We start from the raw sequence: 16,236 nt of genomic DNA on the forward strand, positions 1-16,236 counted from the left end.
CCGGCCGGGAAGATTCATCCCCTGCCGCAGGGGGTTATTGAGGAGCTCGCATGACCAAACAACACGCCTTTACTCGGGAAGACCTGCTGCGCTGCAGTCGCGGTGAGCTGTTCGGCCCAGGTAATGCGCAACTGCCCGCGCCGAACATGCTGATGGTCGATCGCATCACCCATATCAGCGAAGAAGGCGGCAAGTACGGCAAAGGTGAATTGGTCGCCGAGCTGGATATCAATCCGGACCTGTGGTTCTTCGCCTGCCACTTCGAAGGCGACCCGGTAATGCCGGGCTGCCTGGGCCTCGACGCCATGTGGCAGCTGGTAGGTTTCTTCCTCGGCTGGCAGGGCCTGCCGGGCCGCGGTCGCGCCCTGGGTTCGGGCGAGGTGAAGTTCTTTGGCCAGGTACTGCCGGAAGCCAAGAAAGTCACTTACAACATTCACATCAAGCGCGTCCTGAAGGGCAAGCTGAACATGGCCATCGCCGATGGCTCGGTCAGCGTCGACGGCCGCGAGATCTACACTGCCGAAGGCCTGCGGGTCGGCGTGTTCACCTCCACTGACAATTTCTAAGGGTTATTCGCATGCGCCGCGTCGTTATCACTGGTCTGGGCATCGTATCGTGCCTGGGCAATGACAAAGCTACCGTCACCGAAAACCTGCGCAACAGCCGTCCGGGTATCCGTTACAACCCGGAATACAAGGAAATGGGGCTGCGTAGCCAGGTTTCCGGGTCCATCGACCTCAACCTCGAAGAACTGATCGACCGCAAGGTCTACCGCTTCGTCGGCCACGCTGCTGCCTACGCCTACCTGGCGATGCAGGACGCGATCAAGGACGCCGGCCTGACCGAAGAGCAGGTTTCCAACCCGCGTACCGGCCTGGTGGCTGGCTCCGGCGGCGCCTCGACCCTGAACCAGATGGAAGCGCTGGACACCCTGCGCGAGAAAGGCGTCAAGCGCGTCGGCCCGTACCGCGTTACCCGCACCATGGGCAGCACCGTTTCGGCGTGCCTGGCCACCCCGTTCAAGATCAAGGGCATCAACTACTCGATCTCGTCGGCCTGCGCCACTTCGGCACACTGCATCGGCACCGCCCTGGAGCAGATCCAGTGGGGCAAGCAGGACATCGTCTTCGCCGGTGGCGGTGAAGAAGAGCACTGGAGCCAGTCGTTCCTGTTCGATGCCATGGGCGCCCTGTCGACCAAGCGCAACGAAACCCCGGAGCAGGCCTCGCGCGCCTACGACGCCGACCGTGATGGCTTCGTCATCGCTGGCGGTGGCGGCATGGTGGTGGTCGAGGAGCTGGAACACGCCCTGGCCCGTGGCGCCAAGATCTACGCGGAAATCGTCGGCTACGGCGCCACTTCCGACGGCTACGACATGGTTGCCCCGAGCGGCGAAGGTGCCATCCGCTGCATGCAGCAGGCGCTGTCGACCGTCGACACCCCGATCGACTACCTGAACACCCACGGCACCTCGACCCCGGTCGGTGACGTTGCCGAGATCAAGGGCGTTCGCGCCGTGTTCGGCGACAAGGCACCGAAGATCAGCTCGACCAAGAGCCTGTCGGGCCACTCGCTGGGCGCTGCCGGCGTACACGAGGCGATCTACTGCCTGCTGATGATGGAAAACAACTTCATCGCCGGCTCCGCCAACATCGACGAGCTGGACCCGGAGGTCGCCGACCTGCCGATCCTGCGCAAGACCGAAGAAAACGCCAAGATCGACACGGTCATGAGCAACAGCTTCGGCTTCGGCGGCACCAACGCCACCCTGGTTCTCAAGCGCTGGGAAGGCAAGTAAGACGCTGCTGCGGTAAACGAAAACGCCCCGACTGGTTCGGGGCGTTTTCATTTGTGTTGCCTGTACCGGCCCTTTCGCGGGTAAACCCGCTCCCACAGGGACCGCGCTGCTCTTGAAACTGGCGCTGTACCTGTGGGAGCGGGTTTACCCGCGAAAGGGCCGGCACAGGCGAGATACTATTGCTTAGGCAACACAGCCAGAAAATTCTCCCTGGCCACCTTTTTGGCAACTTGTTCCGGCAATGCATCCAGAAACGGTCTGAACCCATGCATCTGCTCCCCAAGGCTGCCAAACTGCCCCACCACATCCGAACCCAGCATGAACCGCTCCGGGAACCTTTCGACCAGTGCCAGCCACTCCTTGCGCGGCACACCCCGGTCATCCAGCAGATAAGGCTCCAGCACGCTCCACGACAAATCGACATACAGGTTCGGGTAATCCTCCAGTAACCGCGTCAGCACCGGCAGCAGAAAGTCCATCTGTGTCTGGTGCCGGTGAATCTCCATGCTGCTGCCGGCGTGCGCCCAGATGAACCGCGTGTGCGGGTGATTGCGCAGCGGCTCTTCGATCTCCGCCAGGTACAAGGGGTTGCGCTCACGCTTGGAGGTGATGTTGGAATGCAGCAGCACCGGCAGGTCGCGCTCGGCCGCCAGGTGGTAGATACGCGTCATGGCTTCGTTGTTGGCGCGCGGCGTGTCACCGCTGGTCAGTGCCGTCAGGTCATCGTGGCGGGTGAAGACCTCGCCAATGCCCTGCCACAGCCCCGGATGCAGATCGAGCATGCGCTCGATATGGCTGGCGGCGTTCTTGTCCACCGGATTGAAACCGGCCAGGAACGGATGAAAGCGCTTGCGCTGCTCGTCGGGCAGTTGCTGCAGCGCCGCGGCCACGTAGGTGTCGGTGGCGCTGTACCAGTAGGCTTCGGCGTCATCCCCAGCGTAATAGCGCGGGCGCTTGGGCTCGTCTTCGTGCCACTTCTTGGCTACCGGGATGCCGGAAATCATCGACTGCTCGATACCGGCGGCGTCCATGGCCTTGATCAGCGCAGGCATGCCTTCGCTTTCCTGGAAGAAGTCGACGTAGTGCAGGTGGGCATCACTGTAGCGGTAGTCGCGCGCCTGCGCCGCTTGGCACAGCCAGATGGATAACAGCACGCAGGCCAGCGCTCTGACGATCATGATGAAGCTTCCTTTTCCGGGTACCACACCTCTAGACCGGCCAGCCAACGAGACGGTTCAGCCGCAGCGGGCAAACCGCTATGCTTGGGGCATTTCCACCTTGCCTGGAGCCTTCCCATGAGCAGCCCCCTGGTCATCCGCCCACGTGCCGAATCGGTCGAGGGCCAGCCGATCCTGCGCCCGCTGCCGTCGGCCCAGTGCCGCAGCGTCGGCCCGTTCGTGTTTTTCGACCACATGCTCGAAACCGACTATGCCCCTGGGCATGGCATGGACATCCGCCAGCACCCGCATATCGGCCTGTCGACCCTTACCTACCTGTTCGAAGGGGCAATACTGCACAAGGACAGCCTCGGCTCGGCGCAACGGGTGCTGCCGGGCGATGTCAGCTGGATGACCGCAGGCAGCGGCGTGGCCCATGTCGAGCGCACGCCTGAAGATGTCCTGGCCCATGGTTCACGCCTGCACGGGTTGCAGGTATGGCTGGCGTCGCCACGCGAGCATGAACAAGGCCCGGCAAGTTACAGCCACCACCCGGCGGCAAGCCTGCCGGTCAGCGAGAGCCTGGGGGTGCGCATCTGCATGATTGCCGGCAGCGGGTTCTGCCTGGAATCGCCGGTGCCGGTGCTCTCCCCTACCCTTTACGCACATGTACAGATGCAACCGGCAACCACGCTACTGGTGCCGAACGAGCATGTGCAGCGGGCGCTGTACCTGCTCGATGGTGAGCTGCTGATGAACGATGAGGAGGTGGAACCGTGCAGCCTGGTGGTTCTGCAGGAGGGCGAAGAGGTGACGCTGTATGCGGAGAGCGAGTGCCAGCTGGTGCTGATTGGTGGCGCGCCACTGGATGGGCCGCGGCGGATGAACTGGAACTTTGTCTCCAGTGACCCGGATCTGATCGAGCGGGCCAGGGCGCGATGGGCAGCGGGGGATTGGCCGGTGGTTTCGGGGGAGACCTCCAGGATCGAGTTGCCGCGCTGATTTTGGGGCTGCTTTGCAGCCCATCGCGACACAAGGCCGCTCCTACAGGGACCGCGCATGCCATGAGTCATGCTATCCCTGTAGGAGCGGCCTTGTGTCGCGATGGGCCGCAAAGCGGCCCCCTGCATTGTCAGCGCTGGAACACTTCGGTCAGCAGGTTATGCATCGAGCGGAACGCCCGCTCCGAGGTACGCCGGTCATATTGCATCTTGCCCGGCACATTGGCACTCGGGTCGGTAAACGAGTGCACCGCGCCGCCATAGCTGAGCAATTGCCAGTCAACCTTGGCCGCGTTCATCTCCTCCTCGAAGGCCGGCAGCTGCTCCTTCGGCACCAGTGGGTCGGAAGCGCCGTGCAGCACCAGCACCGAGCCCTTGATGCGCTTGGCATCTTCCGGGTTCGGCGTGTCCAGCGTGCCATGGAACGACACCGCCGCACGCAAATCGGCACCGGTACGGGCCAGCTCAAGTGCACAGCAGCCACCAAAGCAGAAACCAAACGTGCCGACCTTGCCCGGCTCCAGCAGCGCCTTCGACTGCCCCAACAGTTGCGCCAGGGCTTCCTGCATACGCTTGCGCAGCTCGCCACGGTCGTTCTTCAACGGCATCATCGCCGCGCCGGCCTCGTCGGCGTTGGACGGACGCACCGATTGCCCGTACAGGTCGGCAATCAGCACCACATAGCCCTTCTCGGCCACTTCCTTGGCGATGCGCTCGGCACCTTCGCCGATACCCATCCAGTTCGGCGCCATCACCAGGCCTGGCCGCCCCAGCGCGCCCGGCTCGTAGACCAGGCGGCTTTCATACGCCTTGCCGGACAGGTGATAGACCAGCGATTCGACGATTACTTTGCTCATCAAGCACTCCTTTGGCACTCGTCATCAATATGCTCGCCATGAAAAAAGCCCGCCGAAGCGGGCTTTCCTATGCATCAACTCAAGCAGACAGCTCGACCAGCAGCTTGTTCAGGCGACGAACGTAAGCCGCCGGGTCCTTCAAGCTGTCACCGGCCGCCAGGGCCGCCTGATCGAACAGGATGTGCGACAGCTCGGCAAAGCGGTCTTCGCTCTGCTCGTTGTCCAGCTTCTCGATCAGCGGGTGGGTCGGGTTGAACTCAAAGATCGGCTTGGACTCCGGCACCTTCTGCCCGCTGGCTTCGAGGATCTGGCGCATCTGCAGGCCCAGGTCCTGCTCACCGATGGCCAGGATCGCCGGCGAGTCGGTCAGGCGGTGCGACACGCGCACTTCGGCCACGCTGTCACCCAGCGCGCCCTTCAGGCGCTCGACCAGGCCTTCCTTGTCCTTGGCGACTTCTTCCTGGGCCTTCTTGTCTTCTTCCGAATCCAGCTTGCCCAGGTCCAGATCGCCACGGGCGACGTCGACGAAGGCCTTGCCGTCGAACTCGTTGAGGTAGCTCATCAGCCACTCGTCGATACGGTCGGTCAGCAGCAGCACTTCGATGCCTTTCTTGCGGAAGACTTCCAGGTGCGGGCTGTTCTTGACCTGCGCGTACGACTCGCCGGTGAGGTAGTAGATCTTGTCCTGGCCTTCCTTGGCGCGTGCCAGGTAGTCGGCCAGGGCAACGCTCTGCTCGCCGCTGTCGTCCTGGGTGGAAGCGAAGCGCAGCAGGCCGGCGATCTTTTCCTTGTTGGCGAAGTCTTCGGCCGGGCCTTCCTTCAGCACCTGGCCGAAGTTCTTCCAGAAGCCCTTGTACTGCTCGGGCTCGTTCTTCGCCAGCTTCTCCAGCATGTCCAGCACGCGCTTGGTCAGCGCGGTCTTCATCGAGTCGATGATCGGGTCTTTCTGCAGGATTTCACGCGACACGTTCAGCGACAGGTCGTTGGAATCGACCACACCCTTGATGAAGCGCAGGTACAGCGGCAGGAACGACTCGGCCTGGTCCATGATGAACACGCGCTGCACGTACAGCTTCAGGCCGCGTGGCGCTTCGCGCTGGTACAGGTCGAACGGCGCGCGGGCCGGCACGTACAGCAGCGAGTTGTATTCGAGCTTGCCTTCGACCTTGTTGTGGCTCCAGGCCAGCGGGTTTTCGAAGTCATGGCCGATGTGCTTGTAGAACTCCTGGTACTCCTCGTCCTTGATCTCGGTACGCGGACGGGTCCACAGGGCGCTGGCACGGTTGACGGTTTCCCACTCTTCGGCCGGCTGTTCTTCGCCTTCGGCGGCAGCTTGCTCCTTCGGTAGCTGGATCGGCATGGCGATGTGGTCGGAGTACTTCTTGACCACGTTGCGCAGGCGCCAGCCATCAGCGAACTCCTGCTCGTCCTTCTTCAGGTGCAGGACGATGCGGGTGCCGCGCTGTGGCTTGTCGATGGTGGCGACTTCGAACTCGCCCTCGCCTTTCGACGACCAGTGCACGCCTTCGGCGGCCGGCTGGCCGGCACGACGGCTGTACACATCGACCTTGTCGGCAACAATGAACGCGGAGTAGAAGCCCACACCGAACTGACCGATCAGGTGCGAGTCCTTCTTCTGGTCACCGGTGAGGTTCTTCATGAAGTCGGCGGTGCCGGACTTGGCGATGGTACCCAGGTGGGCGATGACGTCTTCGCGGCTCATGCCGATGCCGTTGTCCTCGAGGGTCACGGTACCGGCGTCCTTGTCGAAGCTCAGGCGAATCTTCAGGTCGGCGTCGCCTTCGAACAGCTCTGGCTTGGCCAGGGCCTCGAAACGCAGCTTGTCGGCGGCGTCGGAGGCGTTGGAGATCAATTCACGCAGGAAGATCTCCTTGTTCGAATACAAGGAATGGATCATGAGGTGCAGCAGCTGCTTTACCTCGGTCTGGAAGCCCAGCGTTTCTTTTTGAGTCTCCACACTCATGGTCTTCAAAACTCCGATCTGATGGCAGTTGACGCCTGGCGGCCGGGTTGGCCTGCGTTAGCGGCGGATGTCATGCAGATGGGGGCTGCCCGGATGATTTCAAGGGCTTTTCCGGTTCGATCTTGAAATGCGCGCGAGCCGTGGCGATCGGCGACTGCCTGTCACCCTGCCAGGCGGTGATGGCCACATTGGTCACCCGCCGGCCCTGGCGCCACAGTTGGCACTGGGCGTAGGTATCGCGAAAGTGCCCGGCGCGCAGGTAATCGATGGAAAAGTCGATGATCTTCGGAATGCTCGCGCTCTCGCTGAAGATCAGCAGGTACAGCGCTGCCGACAGCTCCATGAAGCCCGCGATCACCCCGCCGTGGATGGCCGGCAGCAGCGGGTTGCCGATGTTGTCCTGGCTGGCCGGCAGGCGGAACAGCAGGTCATCGCCCTCGCGCTCGCATTCGATGCCGATCAGGCCGGCATAGGGGATCAGTGCCAGCAAAGGCCGATAGTCTCCCACTGCGTGGGCGGCGTTGAGCTGTTGGCGAACCTCGTGCGGAATCATGCCCCGCCCTCCTTCAGGCTGTTGCCGAAACGGATGCCACCCTTGATCTCCTGGCCCAGGCGCATGAACGTGCCCACCACCTGGCAGATCGGCTGGGCGGGGTCGTCCTGGTAGGCCGTGCCACGGGTGAAGATCACATCGCGGGTGACCCGGTAGCACTGGGCATGGCCGTAGATGTCCTTGCCGGCCTCTGCCGGGTGCATGTAGTCGATGCGCAGGTCCAGTGTCGGGCACACCTCGAAGCGCGGCAGCACGCACAACGTGGCCATGCCGCAGGTGGTGTCCATCAGCGTGGTCAGCGCGCCGCCATGCACGGCGCCGGTCTGCGGGTTGCCGACGATGGTCGGTGACCAGGGCAGCACCAGGGTCATGCCATCGGCATTGGTTTGCGCCACGCGCATTTGCAACAACTGACAATGTTTCAACGCCGAGAGAAAACGCTCGGCCATGGCCATCAAGGTTGAATCGCTCATTGGCTGTTTCCCTGCCATCGCCGCAGCGGCATAAAATCGTTAAAAAGTCTATATAGAACGGGGCGTTATATATGTGTAATCTTCGCGGAACTTATTCCGCGTAGTTGCACTCGAAGGAACAAGTCACTTATTCCACCAAGGAGAAACACCCCCATGCGTAAACCTTTTGCTTTTGCTCTGATGCTGGCCGCTGCCATGGGCCTGGCCGCTTGCGATAAAGCGAGCGAAGACAAAGCCCAGGACGCACAGCAACACGCCGAGCAAGCCCAGGAAAAAGCGGGCGAAGCTCAGGATAAAATGAACGAGGCTGCCAAGGAAAACGCCGAAGCCGCCAAAGATCAGGCCGAAGCCGAGCAGAAGGCCGCCGAAGAAGCCGCTCCGGCTACTCCGGCTCCGGAAGCCGCTCCAGCTACCCCAGCTGCTCCAGCCGAACCTGCCAAGCAGTAATCGGCTAAAACAAGAAAACCCGACATTGTCGGGTTTTTTTGTGCCTGAAACTTATGGATTAAACGTTTCAGGTTCCAGAAACGGTGTTTTCCTTGGCGGGTTCGATCGAAACACTTTCGGTAGGTGTGAACACCATCACATCCAACACATCCGAATGGAACTCGCGGCGGTACAGAATCAGCACTACCCCGACACTCATGACCATGAACAACCATGGGCTGATGAACCAGCTCAACATGGCCATGCCGAAGTAATAGGAACGCAGGCCCAGGTTGAACTGGTTGGCGGCAAGCGACAGCACCCGCGCCGCCCGCGAGGCGAATGCCTTGCGTTCAAGTTCATTGACCAGCCGTTCACCGATCATCGGCGCCGAACCCACCAGCACTGCGGCGAAGTTGTATTGGCGCATGCACCAGCTGAAGGTGAAAAAGGCGTAGACGAAGACCATGGCCAGGCACAGCAGCTTGATCTCCGACATGCCTTGGGACGTCTGCTGCACCAGCGGCAGGTCGGCCAGCAGCGACAGCGCCCGGTCGGAGGCCCCTAGCACGGTGAGGATACCGGCGAGGATGATCAGGGTGCTGGAGGCGAAGAACGAGGCGTTGCGCTCGAGATTGCCGATCACGCTGGCATCGGCAATGCGGTTGTCGCGCAGCAGCATGCGGCGCATCCAGTCTTCGCGGTACAGGTGCAGCACGCTGGCCAGGCACGCGGTGTCGCGGCCCTTCCAGATGGCATAACGGGTGTAACCGCCCCAGCACAGGGCGAACCAGGCGATGGCCAACAGGTTGTTGAAGTTGCTTTGGATGAAGTTCATGCAGGGTTCCCGGGAGGGCCAGATACCTGAAGGATAGGGACCGGATTTCGACGCTGGCAAGCGGCAAAAGGCACACCTGAACAGTGAAACCAGACGCGATCAGTTGTAGGAGCGGCCTTGTGTCGCGATGGGCTGCGAAGCAGCCCCCATGATTTCAGCTTCGCAGCATGTATTGCCAGGGCTGCTTCGCAGCCCATCGCGACACAAGGCCGCTCCTACAACTGATCGCGCAGCCGAGAAGCTTGTGCCAGGTGGCTGAACATGCAAAGAAAAAGCCCCGCATCCTCTCGGATGCGGGGCTCTTGAGTTTCCACCCTTGGCGAGCACCCTTCGGCTTGTGGCCGGTGCCGCCCTCAGGCTTCGACTATCAGGCCAGCGCTTCGCGCGGCTTGCCGAGCATGCGGTCGCAGGCCACGGCGCCAACCAGGGTCACCACCGAAGGCACCAGCCAGGCCAGGCCCTGGTCGCTCAACGGCAGGTGGGCCATGAAGTCCGGCAGCACGTGGGCAATGCCGCTGCCTTTGATCGCATCGACCATGCCGAACAGCAGCGACACCAGCATCACTGGCGCCAGGATGCGGGTAGGCGAGTTCCACAGGTCCTTCACGAAGCTGAGCCCGACCACCACGATGCACGGCGGGTAGATCGCGGTGAGCACCGGGATCGAGAACATGATCAGCTTGGTCAGGCCGAGGTTGGAGATCAGCAGCGAGAAGCCCGCCAGGATCACCACCAGTGCGCGGTACGACAGCGGCAGCATCTGGCTGAAGTACTCGGCGCAGGCACAAGTCAGGCCAACCGCGGTCACCAGGCAGGCCAGCGCGATCAGCACGGCGAGGAAGCCGCTGCCCAGCGAACCGAAGGTGTGCTGCACGTAGGCATGCAGTACCGCCGCGCCGTTGGTGGCGTCAGCCGCGATATCGTGGCTGGTTGCACCCAGGCGGAACAGGCTGATGTACACCAGGGCCAGGCCGACACCGGCGATCAGGCCGGCGATGATGGCATAGCGGGTGATCAGCTTCGGCGACTCGACACCGCGCGAGCGGATGGCGTTGACGATGACGATACCGAACACCAGGGCACCCAGGGTGTCCATGGTCAGGTAACCATCGGAGAAGCCCTTGGAGAACGCTGCGGCGGCATAGGCCGGCTGCGCTTCACCAATGGTGCCGGCAGGCAGCGCGAAGGCGGCGATGCCCAGCACCGCCAGGGCGATGATCTTCAACGGCGCCAGGAAGCGGCCCACGGTGTCGAGCAGCTTGCCTGGGTACATGGACACGGCCAGTACCACGAGGAAGTACACCAGGCTGTAGATGAACAGCGCCAGCGGGCTTTCACCGGTCAGCGGCGCAACGCCCACTTCGAACGATACGGTCGCGGTGCGCGGGGTGGCGAACAGCGGGCCGACCGACAGGTAGCACACGGCCGCCAGCAGGCCACCGAAGAACTTGCCTATCGGGCTGCTCAGGGCATCCATGCCGCCGCCGACCTTGGCCAGGGCGACCACGGTGATGACCGGCAGGCCCACGGCGGTAACCAGGAAGCCCAAGGCCGCCATCCATACGTGCGGGCCAGACTGCAGACCGACGATAGGCGGGAAGATGATGTTGCCAGCGCCCACGAAAAGCGCAAACGTCATAAAGCCAAGCGCCAGGATATCCTGGCCTTTGAGAACTTTCATTTAAGGTAGTACCACACTGCTGAAATCGGGATTCGAGAGGGGATTTCCCTTTGGATGAGGGGAAATGCTGCCCGGCTTGATAGGCCAGACCCGTTTAGCGTGTCGTTCCCTTTTGGGGTACGGGCACAGAGTGAACGCGTAATGTAACTGTTTTGTCAGTCAAACGCACTGGCACAGTGCTGCTTGTCCGATGTGCGTACATGTTTGTCGTCTGTGCGACCGAGGACAGCGAGAATTATCCTCGGATTGAAATATTCGTCTGCGTGAAAATTCCTATCAAACCCATCGAAAAATCCCTGTTGTCTGTGCCGGCCTCTTCGCGGGTAAACCCGCTCCCACAGTGCTTCACAATTCTCAAGGTTAGTGATTTCCTGTGGGAGCGGGTTTACCCGCGAAGAGGTCGGCACAGGAATACCCAACCCCCAGAAACGACAAAGGCCACCCGAAGGTGGCCTCTGTGCGCGTGGGGGGTGTAGCAGTATTACTTCTTGACTTCCCAGCCAGTCAGCTCGGCCAGGGCCTTGCCGATGTCAGCCAGGGAACGCACGGTCTTCACACCAGCGTCCTGCAGGGCGGCGAACTTCTCGTCCGCAGTGCCCTTGCCGCCGGAGATGATGGCGCCAGCGTGGCCCATGCGCTTGCCCGCAGGTGCGGTAACACCAGCGATGTAGGAAACGACAGGCTTGGTGACGTTGGCCTTGATGTAGGCCGCAGCTTCTTCTTCAGCCGAACCGCCGATCTCGCCGATCATGACGATCGCTTCGGTCTTCGGGTCTTCCTGGAACAGCTTCAGGATGTCGATGAAGTTGGAGCCCGGGATCGGGTCACCGCCGATGCCGACGCAGGTCGACTGGCCGAAGCCGGCGTCGGTGGTCTGCTTCACAGCTTCGTAGGTCAGGGTGCCGGAACGCGAAACGATACCGACCTTGCCTGGCAGGTGGATGTGGCCTGGCATGATGCCGATCTTGCACTCGCCCGGGGTGATGACACCTGGGCAGTTAGGGCCGATCAGGGTCACGCCCAGCTCGTCGCACTTGACCTTGGCATCCAGCATGTCCAGGGTAGGAATGCCTTCGGTGATGCACACGATCAGCTTGATGCCGCCGAAGGCAGCTTCCAGGATCGAGTCCTTGCAGAAAGGAGCCGGAACGTAGATGACCGAAGCGTCAGCGCCGGTAGCTTCCACAGCTTCTTTCACAGTGTTGAACACTGGCAGGCCCAGGTGGGTGGTGCCACCCTTGCCTGGGGTTACGCCGCCGACCATCTTGGTGCCGTAGGCGATGGCCTGTTCGGAGTGGAAAGTACCCTGCGAGCCGGTGAAGCCCTGGCAGATGACTTTGGTGTCTTTATTGATCAGGACGCTCATTACTTGCCCTCCGCAGCTTTGACAACTTGTTGAGCAGCGTCGGTCAGGCTGGTTGCCGCAATGATGTTCAAACCGCTTTCTGCCAGTACTTTAGCGCCCAGTTCGGCATTGTTGCCTTCAAGGCGAACGACGACCGGAACTTTCACGCCGACTTCTTTCACTGCACCGATGATGCCTTCGGCAATCATGTCGCAGCGAACGATGCCGCCGAAGATGTTGACCAGAACGGCCGCGACATTGCTGTCGGACAGAATGATCTTGAACGCTTCGGTAACGCGCTCTTTGGTAGCACCACCGCCAACGTCGAGGAAGTTGGCCGGCTTGCCGCCGTGCAGGTTGACGATGTCCATGGTACCCATGGCCAGGCCGGCACCGTTGACCATGCAGCCGATGTTGCCTTCGAGGGCAACGTAGTTCAGTTCGAACTTGGCAGCGTGGGCTTCACGGGCGTCGTCCTGCGACGGGTCGTGGAAGGTTTTCAGCTTAGGCTGACGGTACATGGCGTTGGCGTCGATGTTGATCTTGGCATCGAGGCAGTGCAGGTCGCCGTCGGCCTTGATCACCAGCGGGTTCACTTCCAGCAGGGCCAGGTCGTGATCCTTGAACAGCTTGGCCAGACCAACGAAGATCTTGGCGAACTGTTGAACTTGCTTGCCTTCCAGACCCAGCTGGAATGCCAGCTCGCGACCCTGGAACGGCTGAGCGCCGACCAGCGGGTCGATGGTGGCCTTGAGGATCTTCTCAGGCGTTTCGTGAGCGACTTTCTCGATGTCCACGCCACCTTCGGTGGAAGCCATGAACACGATACGGCGGCTCGAACGATCGACTACAGCGCCCAGGTACAGCTCTTTGGCGATGTCAGTGCAGGATTCGACCAGAATCTTGGAGACGGGTTGACCGTTGGCATCGGTCTGGTAGGTAACCAGATTCTTGCCCAACCACTGTGCAGCGAACGCCTTGGCGTCTTCTTTGCTGCGAACCAGCTTGACGCCGCCCGCTTTACCGCGACCACCCGCGTGAACCTGGGCTTTTACCACCCACTCGTTCCCGCCGATCTTGTCGCAGGCTTCTGCAGCTTGCTCAGGGGTATCGACAGCGAAACCCTTGGAAACTGGCAGGCCGTATTCAGCGAACAGCTGCTTACCCTGATACTCGTGAAGATTCATGCTTTTTACCGTCTTCGTTAGGTACTGCGCTTCGGCGCTGCGCCATCACTGGCGCCGCACCACCTGTGACCGTTGACCCCGGGTTTTCCCGTGTGATCCGGTCCGGCGGACTTTCCGCGGTGAGTCATGCACGCAAGACTCACGACGGGCAGCCCGCCGTGGTTTCTTATAATTAACGCTTCTTACGGTTGGCCACGTGAATGGCGCCGCCATTCACTGCCAGCGCTGCTTCATGCAACGCTTCGGACAGGGTCGGATGGCTGAAGACCATCATGCCCAGATCCTCGGCACTGGTGCCGAATTCCATTGCGATTGCGCCCTGCTGCACCAGTTCGGCAGCCGATGGGCCAATCACGTGTACACCCAGGACGCGGTCGGTCTTGGCATCGGCGATGACCTTGACGAAACCACCGGTGTCGTTGGCAGCCATCGCACGGCCGCTGGCCGCGAACGGGAAGGTGCCCACGTTAACCTCAACGCCCTCGGCCTTCAAGGCCTGTTCGGTCTTGCCGACCCACGCGATTTCCGGGTGGGTGTAGATGACCGACGGGATCAGGTCGTAGTTCATCTGGGCCTTGTGGCCCTTGATGCGCTCGACCACCATGATGCCCTCTTCCGAGGCCTTGTGGGCCAGCATCATGCCGCGCACCACGTCACCGATGGCGTACACGCCAGGCACGCTGGTAGCGCAGTAGTCGTCGACGAAGATGTAGCCACGCTCGTCGATGGTCACGCCGCTGTCGGCAGCCAGCAGGTCGGTGGTCACCGGGCGACGGCCGACCGCGACGATCAGCTTGTCGAAGGTGATCTTCTGCTCGCCGTTGGCGTCGGTGTAGGTCACTTCGACTTCATTGCCGTTGACTTTCGAGCCGGTGACGCGCGCGCCCAGCTTGATGTCCAGGCCTTGCTTGGTCAGGGTCTTCTGGGCTTCTTTCGACACGGCGGTGTCGGCAGCCATCAGGAAGGTGTCCAGGGCTTCCAGGACGGTGACTTCAGCACCCAGGCGAGCCCATACCGAGCCCAGCTCCAGGCCGATCACGCCAGCACCGATAACGCCCAGGCGCTTCGGCACGGCCTGGAATTCCAGGGCGCCGGTGGAGTCGACGATGACGTTCTGGTCGACCGGAGCCGGCGGAATGTCGATCGGGCGCGAGCCGGAAGCCAGGATCACGTTCTCGGCTTCGATGACTTCGGTGGTGCCGTCAGCCTTGGTGACTTCGACTTTCTTGCCGGCCAGCAGCTTGCCGTGGCCCTGGATCGAAGTAACGCCGTTGGCCTTGAACAGGGTGGCAACGCCACCGGTCAGGTTCTTGACGATGCCAGCCTTGCGGCCAACCATCGCGGCGACGTCCATCTTCACTTCACCAGTGGAGATACCGTGGACGTTGAAGCTCTCTTTGGCTTCCTTGTACTTCCAGGAGCTGTCCAGCAGCGCCTTGGAAGGAATGCAACCTACGTTCAGGCAGGTGCCGCCCAGGGCCAGCTTGCCCTCGGCGTCGGTGTACTTCTCGATACAGGCAGTCTTCAGACCAAGTTGTGCGGCCTTGATGGCAGCCACATAGCCGCCAGGACCTGCACCAATCACCACTACGTCGAATTTCTGGGTCATAAAAGATTCCTTATCAGCTACAAGCTACAAGCCGCGGACCGCGCGGCATGGCTTCCTGCGAAGCCAGGGCCGGCACGGTACGCAGCCAGAGGGTTAGATGTCCAGCAGCAGGCGAGACGGATCTTCCAGCAGGTTCTTGATGGTGACCAGGAAGGTTACCGCTTCCTTGCCGTCGATCAAGCGGTGATCGTACGACAGCGCCAGGTACATCATCGGGCGAATCACCACCTGGCCATTGATGGCCATAGGGCGCTGGATGATGTTGTGCATGCCGAGAATGGCGGCCTGCGGCGGGTTGACGATCGGGGTCGACATCATCGAACCGAAGGTACCACCGTTGGTGATGGTGAAGGTGCCGCCGGTCATCTCTTCGATGGCCAGCTTGCCGTCACGGGCCTTCTTGCCGAAGGTGGCGATGCCGTTCTCGATTTCCGCCAGGCTCATCGACTCGGCGTTACGCAGTACCGGTACCACCAGGCCACGGTCGCTGGACACGGCAACGCCGACGTCGGCGTAGCCGTGGTAGACGATGTCGTTGCCGTCGATCGAGGCGTTGACAGCCGGGAAGCGCTTCAGGGCTTCGGTGGCGGCCTTGACGAAGAACGACATGAAGCCCAGGCGTACGCCATTGTGGGTCTTCTCGAACAGGTCCTTGTACTTCGAACGCAGGGCCATGACTTCGGTCATGTCGACTTCGTTGAAGGTGGTCAGCATGGCCATGCTCGACTGGGCTTCGACCAGACGCTCGGCGATCTTGGCGCGCAGGCGGGTCATCGGCACGCGCTTCTCGGTGCGGTCGCCAGCGGCAACGACAACCGGGGCAGCAGCGGCAGCGGCGGCAGGCTTGGCAGCTGCAGCAGGCGCCGACTTCTTGTTGGCGACGGCAGCGACGACGTCTTCCTTGGTGATGCGACCACCTTTGCCGGTGCCGGCAACGGTAGCCAGGTCGATGCCGTTCTCTTCAGCCAGCTTGCGCGCGGCCGGGGCGGCAACCGGGTCTTCTTCGCCAGCGTCGGCAGCAGCGGCAGCCGGGGCAGCAGCGGCCGGGGCGGCAGCTGGTGCAGCGGCGGCAGCACCGCCTTCAACGATCGAACCCAGTACTTCGTCGGACAGGACGGTGTCGCCCTCGCCCTTGACGATGGCGCCCAGCACGCCGTCGGCGGTGGCCAGTACTTCCAGGACGACCTTGTCGGTCTCGATGTCGACGATCAGCTCGTCACGCTTGACGGCATCGCCCGGCTGCTTGTGCCAGGTGGCAACGGTGCCATCGGCAACCGATTCCGGGAAGGTTGGGGCTTTGATCTCGATAGCCATTATCTGTGTTTCC

General features: G+C 61.8%; 15 protein-coding genes. 4 read left to right on the forward strand and 11 right to left on the reverse strand.

The window, feature by feature from the left end:
* The first annotated feature begins 50 nt into the window (after positions 1 to 50).
* Positions 51 to 566: a 3-hydroxyacyl-[acyl-carrier-protein] dehydratase FabA gene (gene fabA / locus C163_RS17565; protein WP_003251509.1), complete on the forward strand. Its 516-nt coding sequence runs from the start codon at positions 51 to 53 to the stop codon at positions 564 to 566.
* Positions 567 to 577: 11 nt separating this feature from the next.
* Positions 578 to 1,798: a beta-ketoacyl-ACP synthase I gene (gene fabB, locus C163_RS17570; protein WP_013973429.1), complete on the forward strand. Its 1,221-nt coding sequence runs from the start codon at positions 578 to 580 to the stop codon at positions 1,796 to 1,798.
* A 176-nt stretch (positions 1,799 to 1,974) separates the two neighbouring features.
* On the opposite strand, the gene C163_RS17575 is transcribed toward fabB, so the two are convergent.
* The gene (locus tag C163_RS17575) at positions 1,975 to 2,976 is read right to left on the reverse strand and encodes an amidohydrolase family protein (protein WP_025339962.1); all 1,002 of its coding nucleotides are present in this window, start codon (positions 2,974 to 2,976) and stop codon (positions 1,975 to 1,977) included.
* A gap of 117 nt (positions 2,977 to 3,093) precedes the next feature.
* Between C163_RS17575 and C163_RS17580 the strand changes: the two genes are divergently transcribed.
* Complete coding sequence (locus C163_RS17580) at positions 3,094 to 3,957, forward strand: pirin family protein (protein WP_025339963.1); 864 nt, start codon at positions 3,094 to 3,096, stop codon at positions 3,955 to 3,957.
* A gap of 130 nt (positions 3,958 to 4,087) precedes the next feature.
* On the opposite strand, the gene C163_RS17585 is transcribed toward C163_RS17580, so the two are convergent.
* The 4 genes from C163_RS17585 to C163_RS17600 form a co-directional block, all read right to left on the reverse strand.
* Positions 4,088 to 4,813 (reverse strand): dienelactone hydrolase family protein, encoded by a 726-nt coding sequence (locus C163_RS17585; RefSeq protein ID WP_015271090.1) that lies wholly within the window; start codon positions 4,811 to 4,813, stop codon positions 4,088 to 4,090.
* A gap of 79 nt (positions 4,814 to 4,892) precedes the next feature.
* On the reverse strand, positions 4,893 to 6,797 hold the full coding sequence (htpG, locus tag C163_RS17590; RefSeq protein ID WP_025339964.1) for a molecular chaperone HtpG: 1,905 nt from the start codon (positions 6,795 to 6,797) through the stop codon (positions 4,893 to 4,895).
* A 70-nt stretch (positions 6,798 to 6,867) separates the two neighbouring features.
* Positions 6,868 to 7,350 (reverse strand): PaaI family thioesterase, encoded by a 483-nt coding sequence (locus tag C163_RS17595; RefSeq protein ID WP_025339965.1) that lies wholly within the window; start codon positions 7,348 to 7,350, stop codon positions 6,868 to 6,870.
* Positions 7,347 to 7,823: a PaaI family thioesterase gene (locus C163_RS17600; protein WP_025339966.1), complete on the reverse strand. Its 477-nt coding sequence runs from the start codon at positions 7,821 to 7,823 to the stop codon at positions 7,347 to 7,349. Before C163_RS17600 ends, C163_RS17595 begins: the two co-directional genes overlap by 4 nt.
* Positions 7,824 to 7,976: 153 nt before the next feature.
* On the opposite strand from C163_RS17600, the gene C163_RS17605 reads away from it, so the two are divergent.
* Positions 7,977 to 8,270 carry a hypothetical protein gene (locus C163_RS17605; protein ID WP_015271093.1) on the forward strand — a complete coding sequence of 98 codons (294 nt, stop codon included), beginning with the start codon at positions 7,977 to 7,979 and terminating at the stop codon, positions 8,268 to 8,270.
* 67 nt (positions 8,271 to 8,337) lie between these two features.
* On the opposite strand, the gene C163_RS17610 is transcribed toward C163_RS17605, so the two are convergent.
* The 6 genes from C163_RS17610 to odhB all read right to left on the reverse strand — a co-directional run bounded on the left by C163_RS17610 (position 8,338) and on the right by odhB (position 16,223).
* Complete coding sequence (locus tag C163_RS17610; protein WP_025339967.1) at positions 8,338 to 9,087, reverse strand: DUF599 domain-containing protein; 750 nt, start codon at positions 9,085 to 9,087, stop codon at positions 8,338 to 8,340.
* A gap of 367 nt (positions 9,088 to 9,454) precedes the next feature.
* Entirely contained in the window at positions 9,455 to 10,768 is a 1,314-nt protein-coding gene (brnQ, locus tag C163_RS17615; RefSeq protein ID WP_025339968.1) for a branched-chain amino acid transport system II carrier protein, read from the reverse strand.
* Between the two features lie 481 nt (positions 10,769 to 11,249).
* On the reverse strand, positions 11,250 to 12,134 hold the full coding sequence (gene sucD / locus C163_RS17620) for a succinate--CoA ligase subunit alpha (protein ID WP_004376004.1): 885 nt from the start codon (positions 12,132 to 12,134) through the stop codon (positions 11,250 to 11,252).
* Positions 12,134 to 13,300, reverse strand: coding sequence for an ADP-forming succinate--CoA ligase subunit beta (gene sucC, locus C163_RS17625; RefSeq protein WP_003254205.1), 1,167 nt, complete (start codon positions 13,298 to 13,300; stop codon positions 12,134 to 12,136). Before sucC ends, sucD begins: the two co-directional genes overlap by 1 nt.
* 172 nt (positions 13,301 to 13,472) lie before the next feature.
* Positions 13,473 to 14,909, reverse strand: coding sequence for a dihydrolipoyl dehydrogenase (gene lpdA / locus C163_RS17630; RefSeq protein ID WP_013973439.1), 1,437 nt, complete (start codon positions 14,907 to 14,909; stop codon positions 13,473 to 13,475).
* A gap of 93 nt (positions 14,910 to 15,002) precedes the next feature.
* The gene (gene odhB, locus C163_RS17635) at positions 15,003 to 16,223 is read right to left on the reverse strand and encodes a 2-oxoglutarate dehydrogenase complex dihydrolipoyllysine-residue succinyltransferase (RefSeq protein WP_025339969.1); all 1,221 of its coding nucleotides are present in this window, start codon (positions 16,221 to 16,223) and stop codon (positions 15,003 to 15,005) included.
* Between the last annotated feature and the right edge of the window lie 13 nt (positions 16,224 to 16,236).

Source organism: Pseudomonas sp. FGI182, from assembly GCF_000511325.1.
Taxonomy (GTDB): domain Bacteria; phylum Pseudomonadota; class Gammaproteobacteria; order Pseudomonadales; family Pseudomonadaceae; genus Aquipseudomonas; species Aquipseudomonas putida_Z.

Coding starts and splice junctions, on each gene's coding strand:
- C163_RS17575 (WP_025339962.1), bottom strand. CDS start 2,976: ATGATCGTCAGAGCGCTGGCCTGCGTGCTGTTATCCATCTGGCTGTGC.
- htpG (WP_025339964.1), bottom strand. CDS start 6,797: ATGAGTGTGGAGACTCAAAAAGAAACGCTGGGCTTCCAGACCGAGGTA.
- C163_RS17595 (WP_025339965.1), bottom strand. CDS start 7,350: ATGATTCCGCACGAGGTTCGCCAACAGCTCAACGCCGCCCACGCAGTG.
- brnQ (WP_025339968.1), bottom strand. CDS start 10,768: ATGAAAGTTCTCAAAGGCCAGGATATCCTGGCGCTTGGCTTTATGACG.
- sucD (WP_004376004.1), bottom strand. CDS start 12,134: ATGAGCGTCCTGATCAATAAAGACACCAAAGTCATCTGCCAGGGCTTC.
- odhB (WP_025339969.1), bottom strand. CDS start 16,223: ATGGCTATCGAGATCAAAGCCCCAACCTTCCCGGAATCGGTTGCCGAT.
- C163_RS17605 (WP_015271093.1), top strand. CDS start 7,977: ATGCGTAAACCTTTTGCTTTTGCTCTGATGCTGGCCGCTGCCATGGGC.
- C163_RS17610 (WP_025339967.1), bottom strand. CDS start 9,087: ATGAACTTCATCCAAAGCAACTTCAACAACCTGTTGGCCATCGCCTGG.
- C163_RS17585 (WP_015271090.1), bottom strand. CDS start 4,813: ATGAGCAAAGTAATCGTCGAATCGCTGGTCTATCACCTGTCCGGCAAG.
- fabA (WP_003251509.1), top strand. CDS start 51: ATGACCAAACAACACGCCTTTACTCGGGAAGACCTGCTGCGCTGCAGT.
- lpdA (WP_013973439.1), bottom strand. CDS start 14,909: ATGACCCAGAAATTCGACGTAGTGGTGATTGGTGCAGGTCCTGGCGGC.
- C163_RS17600 (WP_025339966.1), bottom strand. CDS start 7,823: ATGAGCGATTCAACCTTGATGGCCATGGCCGAGCGTTTTCTCTCGGCG.
- fabB (WP_013973429.1), top strand. CDS start 578: ATGCGCCGCGTCGTTATCACTGGTCTGGGCATCGTATCGTGCCTGGGC.
- C163_RS17580 (WP_025339963.1), top strand. CDS start 3,094: ATGAGCAGCCCCCTGGTCATCCGCCCACGTGCCGAATCGGTCGAGGGC.
- sucC (WP_003254205.1), bottom strand. CDS start 13,300: ATGAATCTTCACGAGTATCAGGGTAAGCAGCTGTTCGCTGAATACGGC.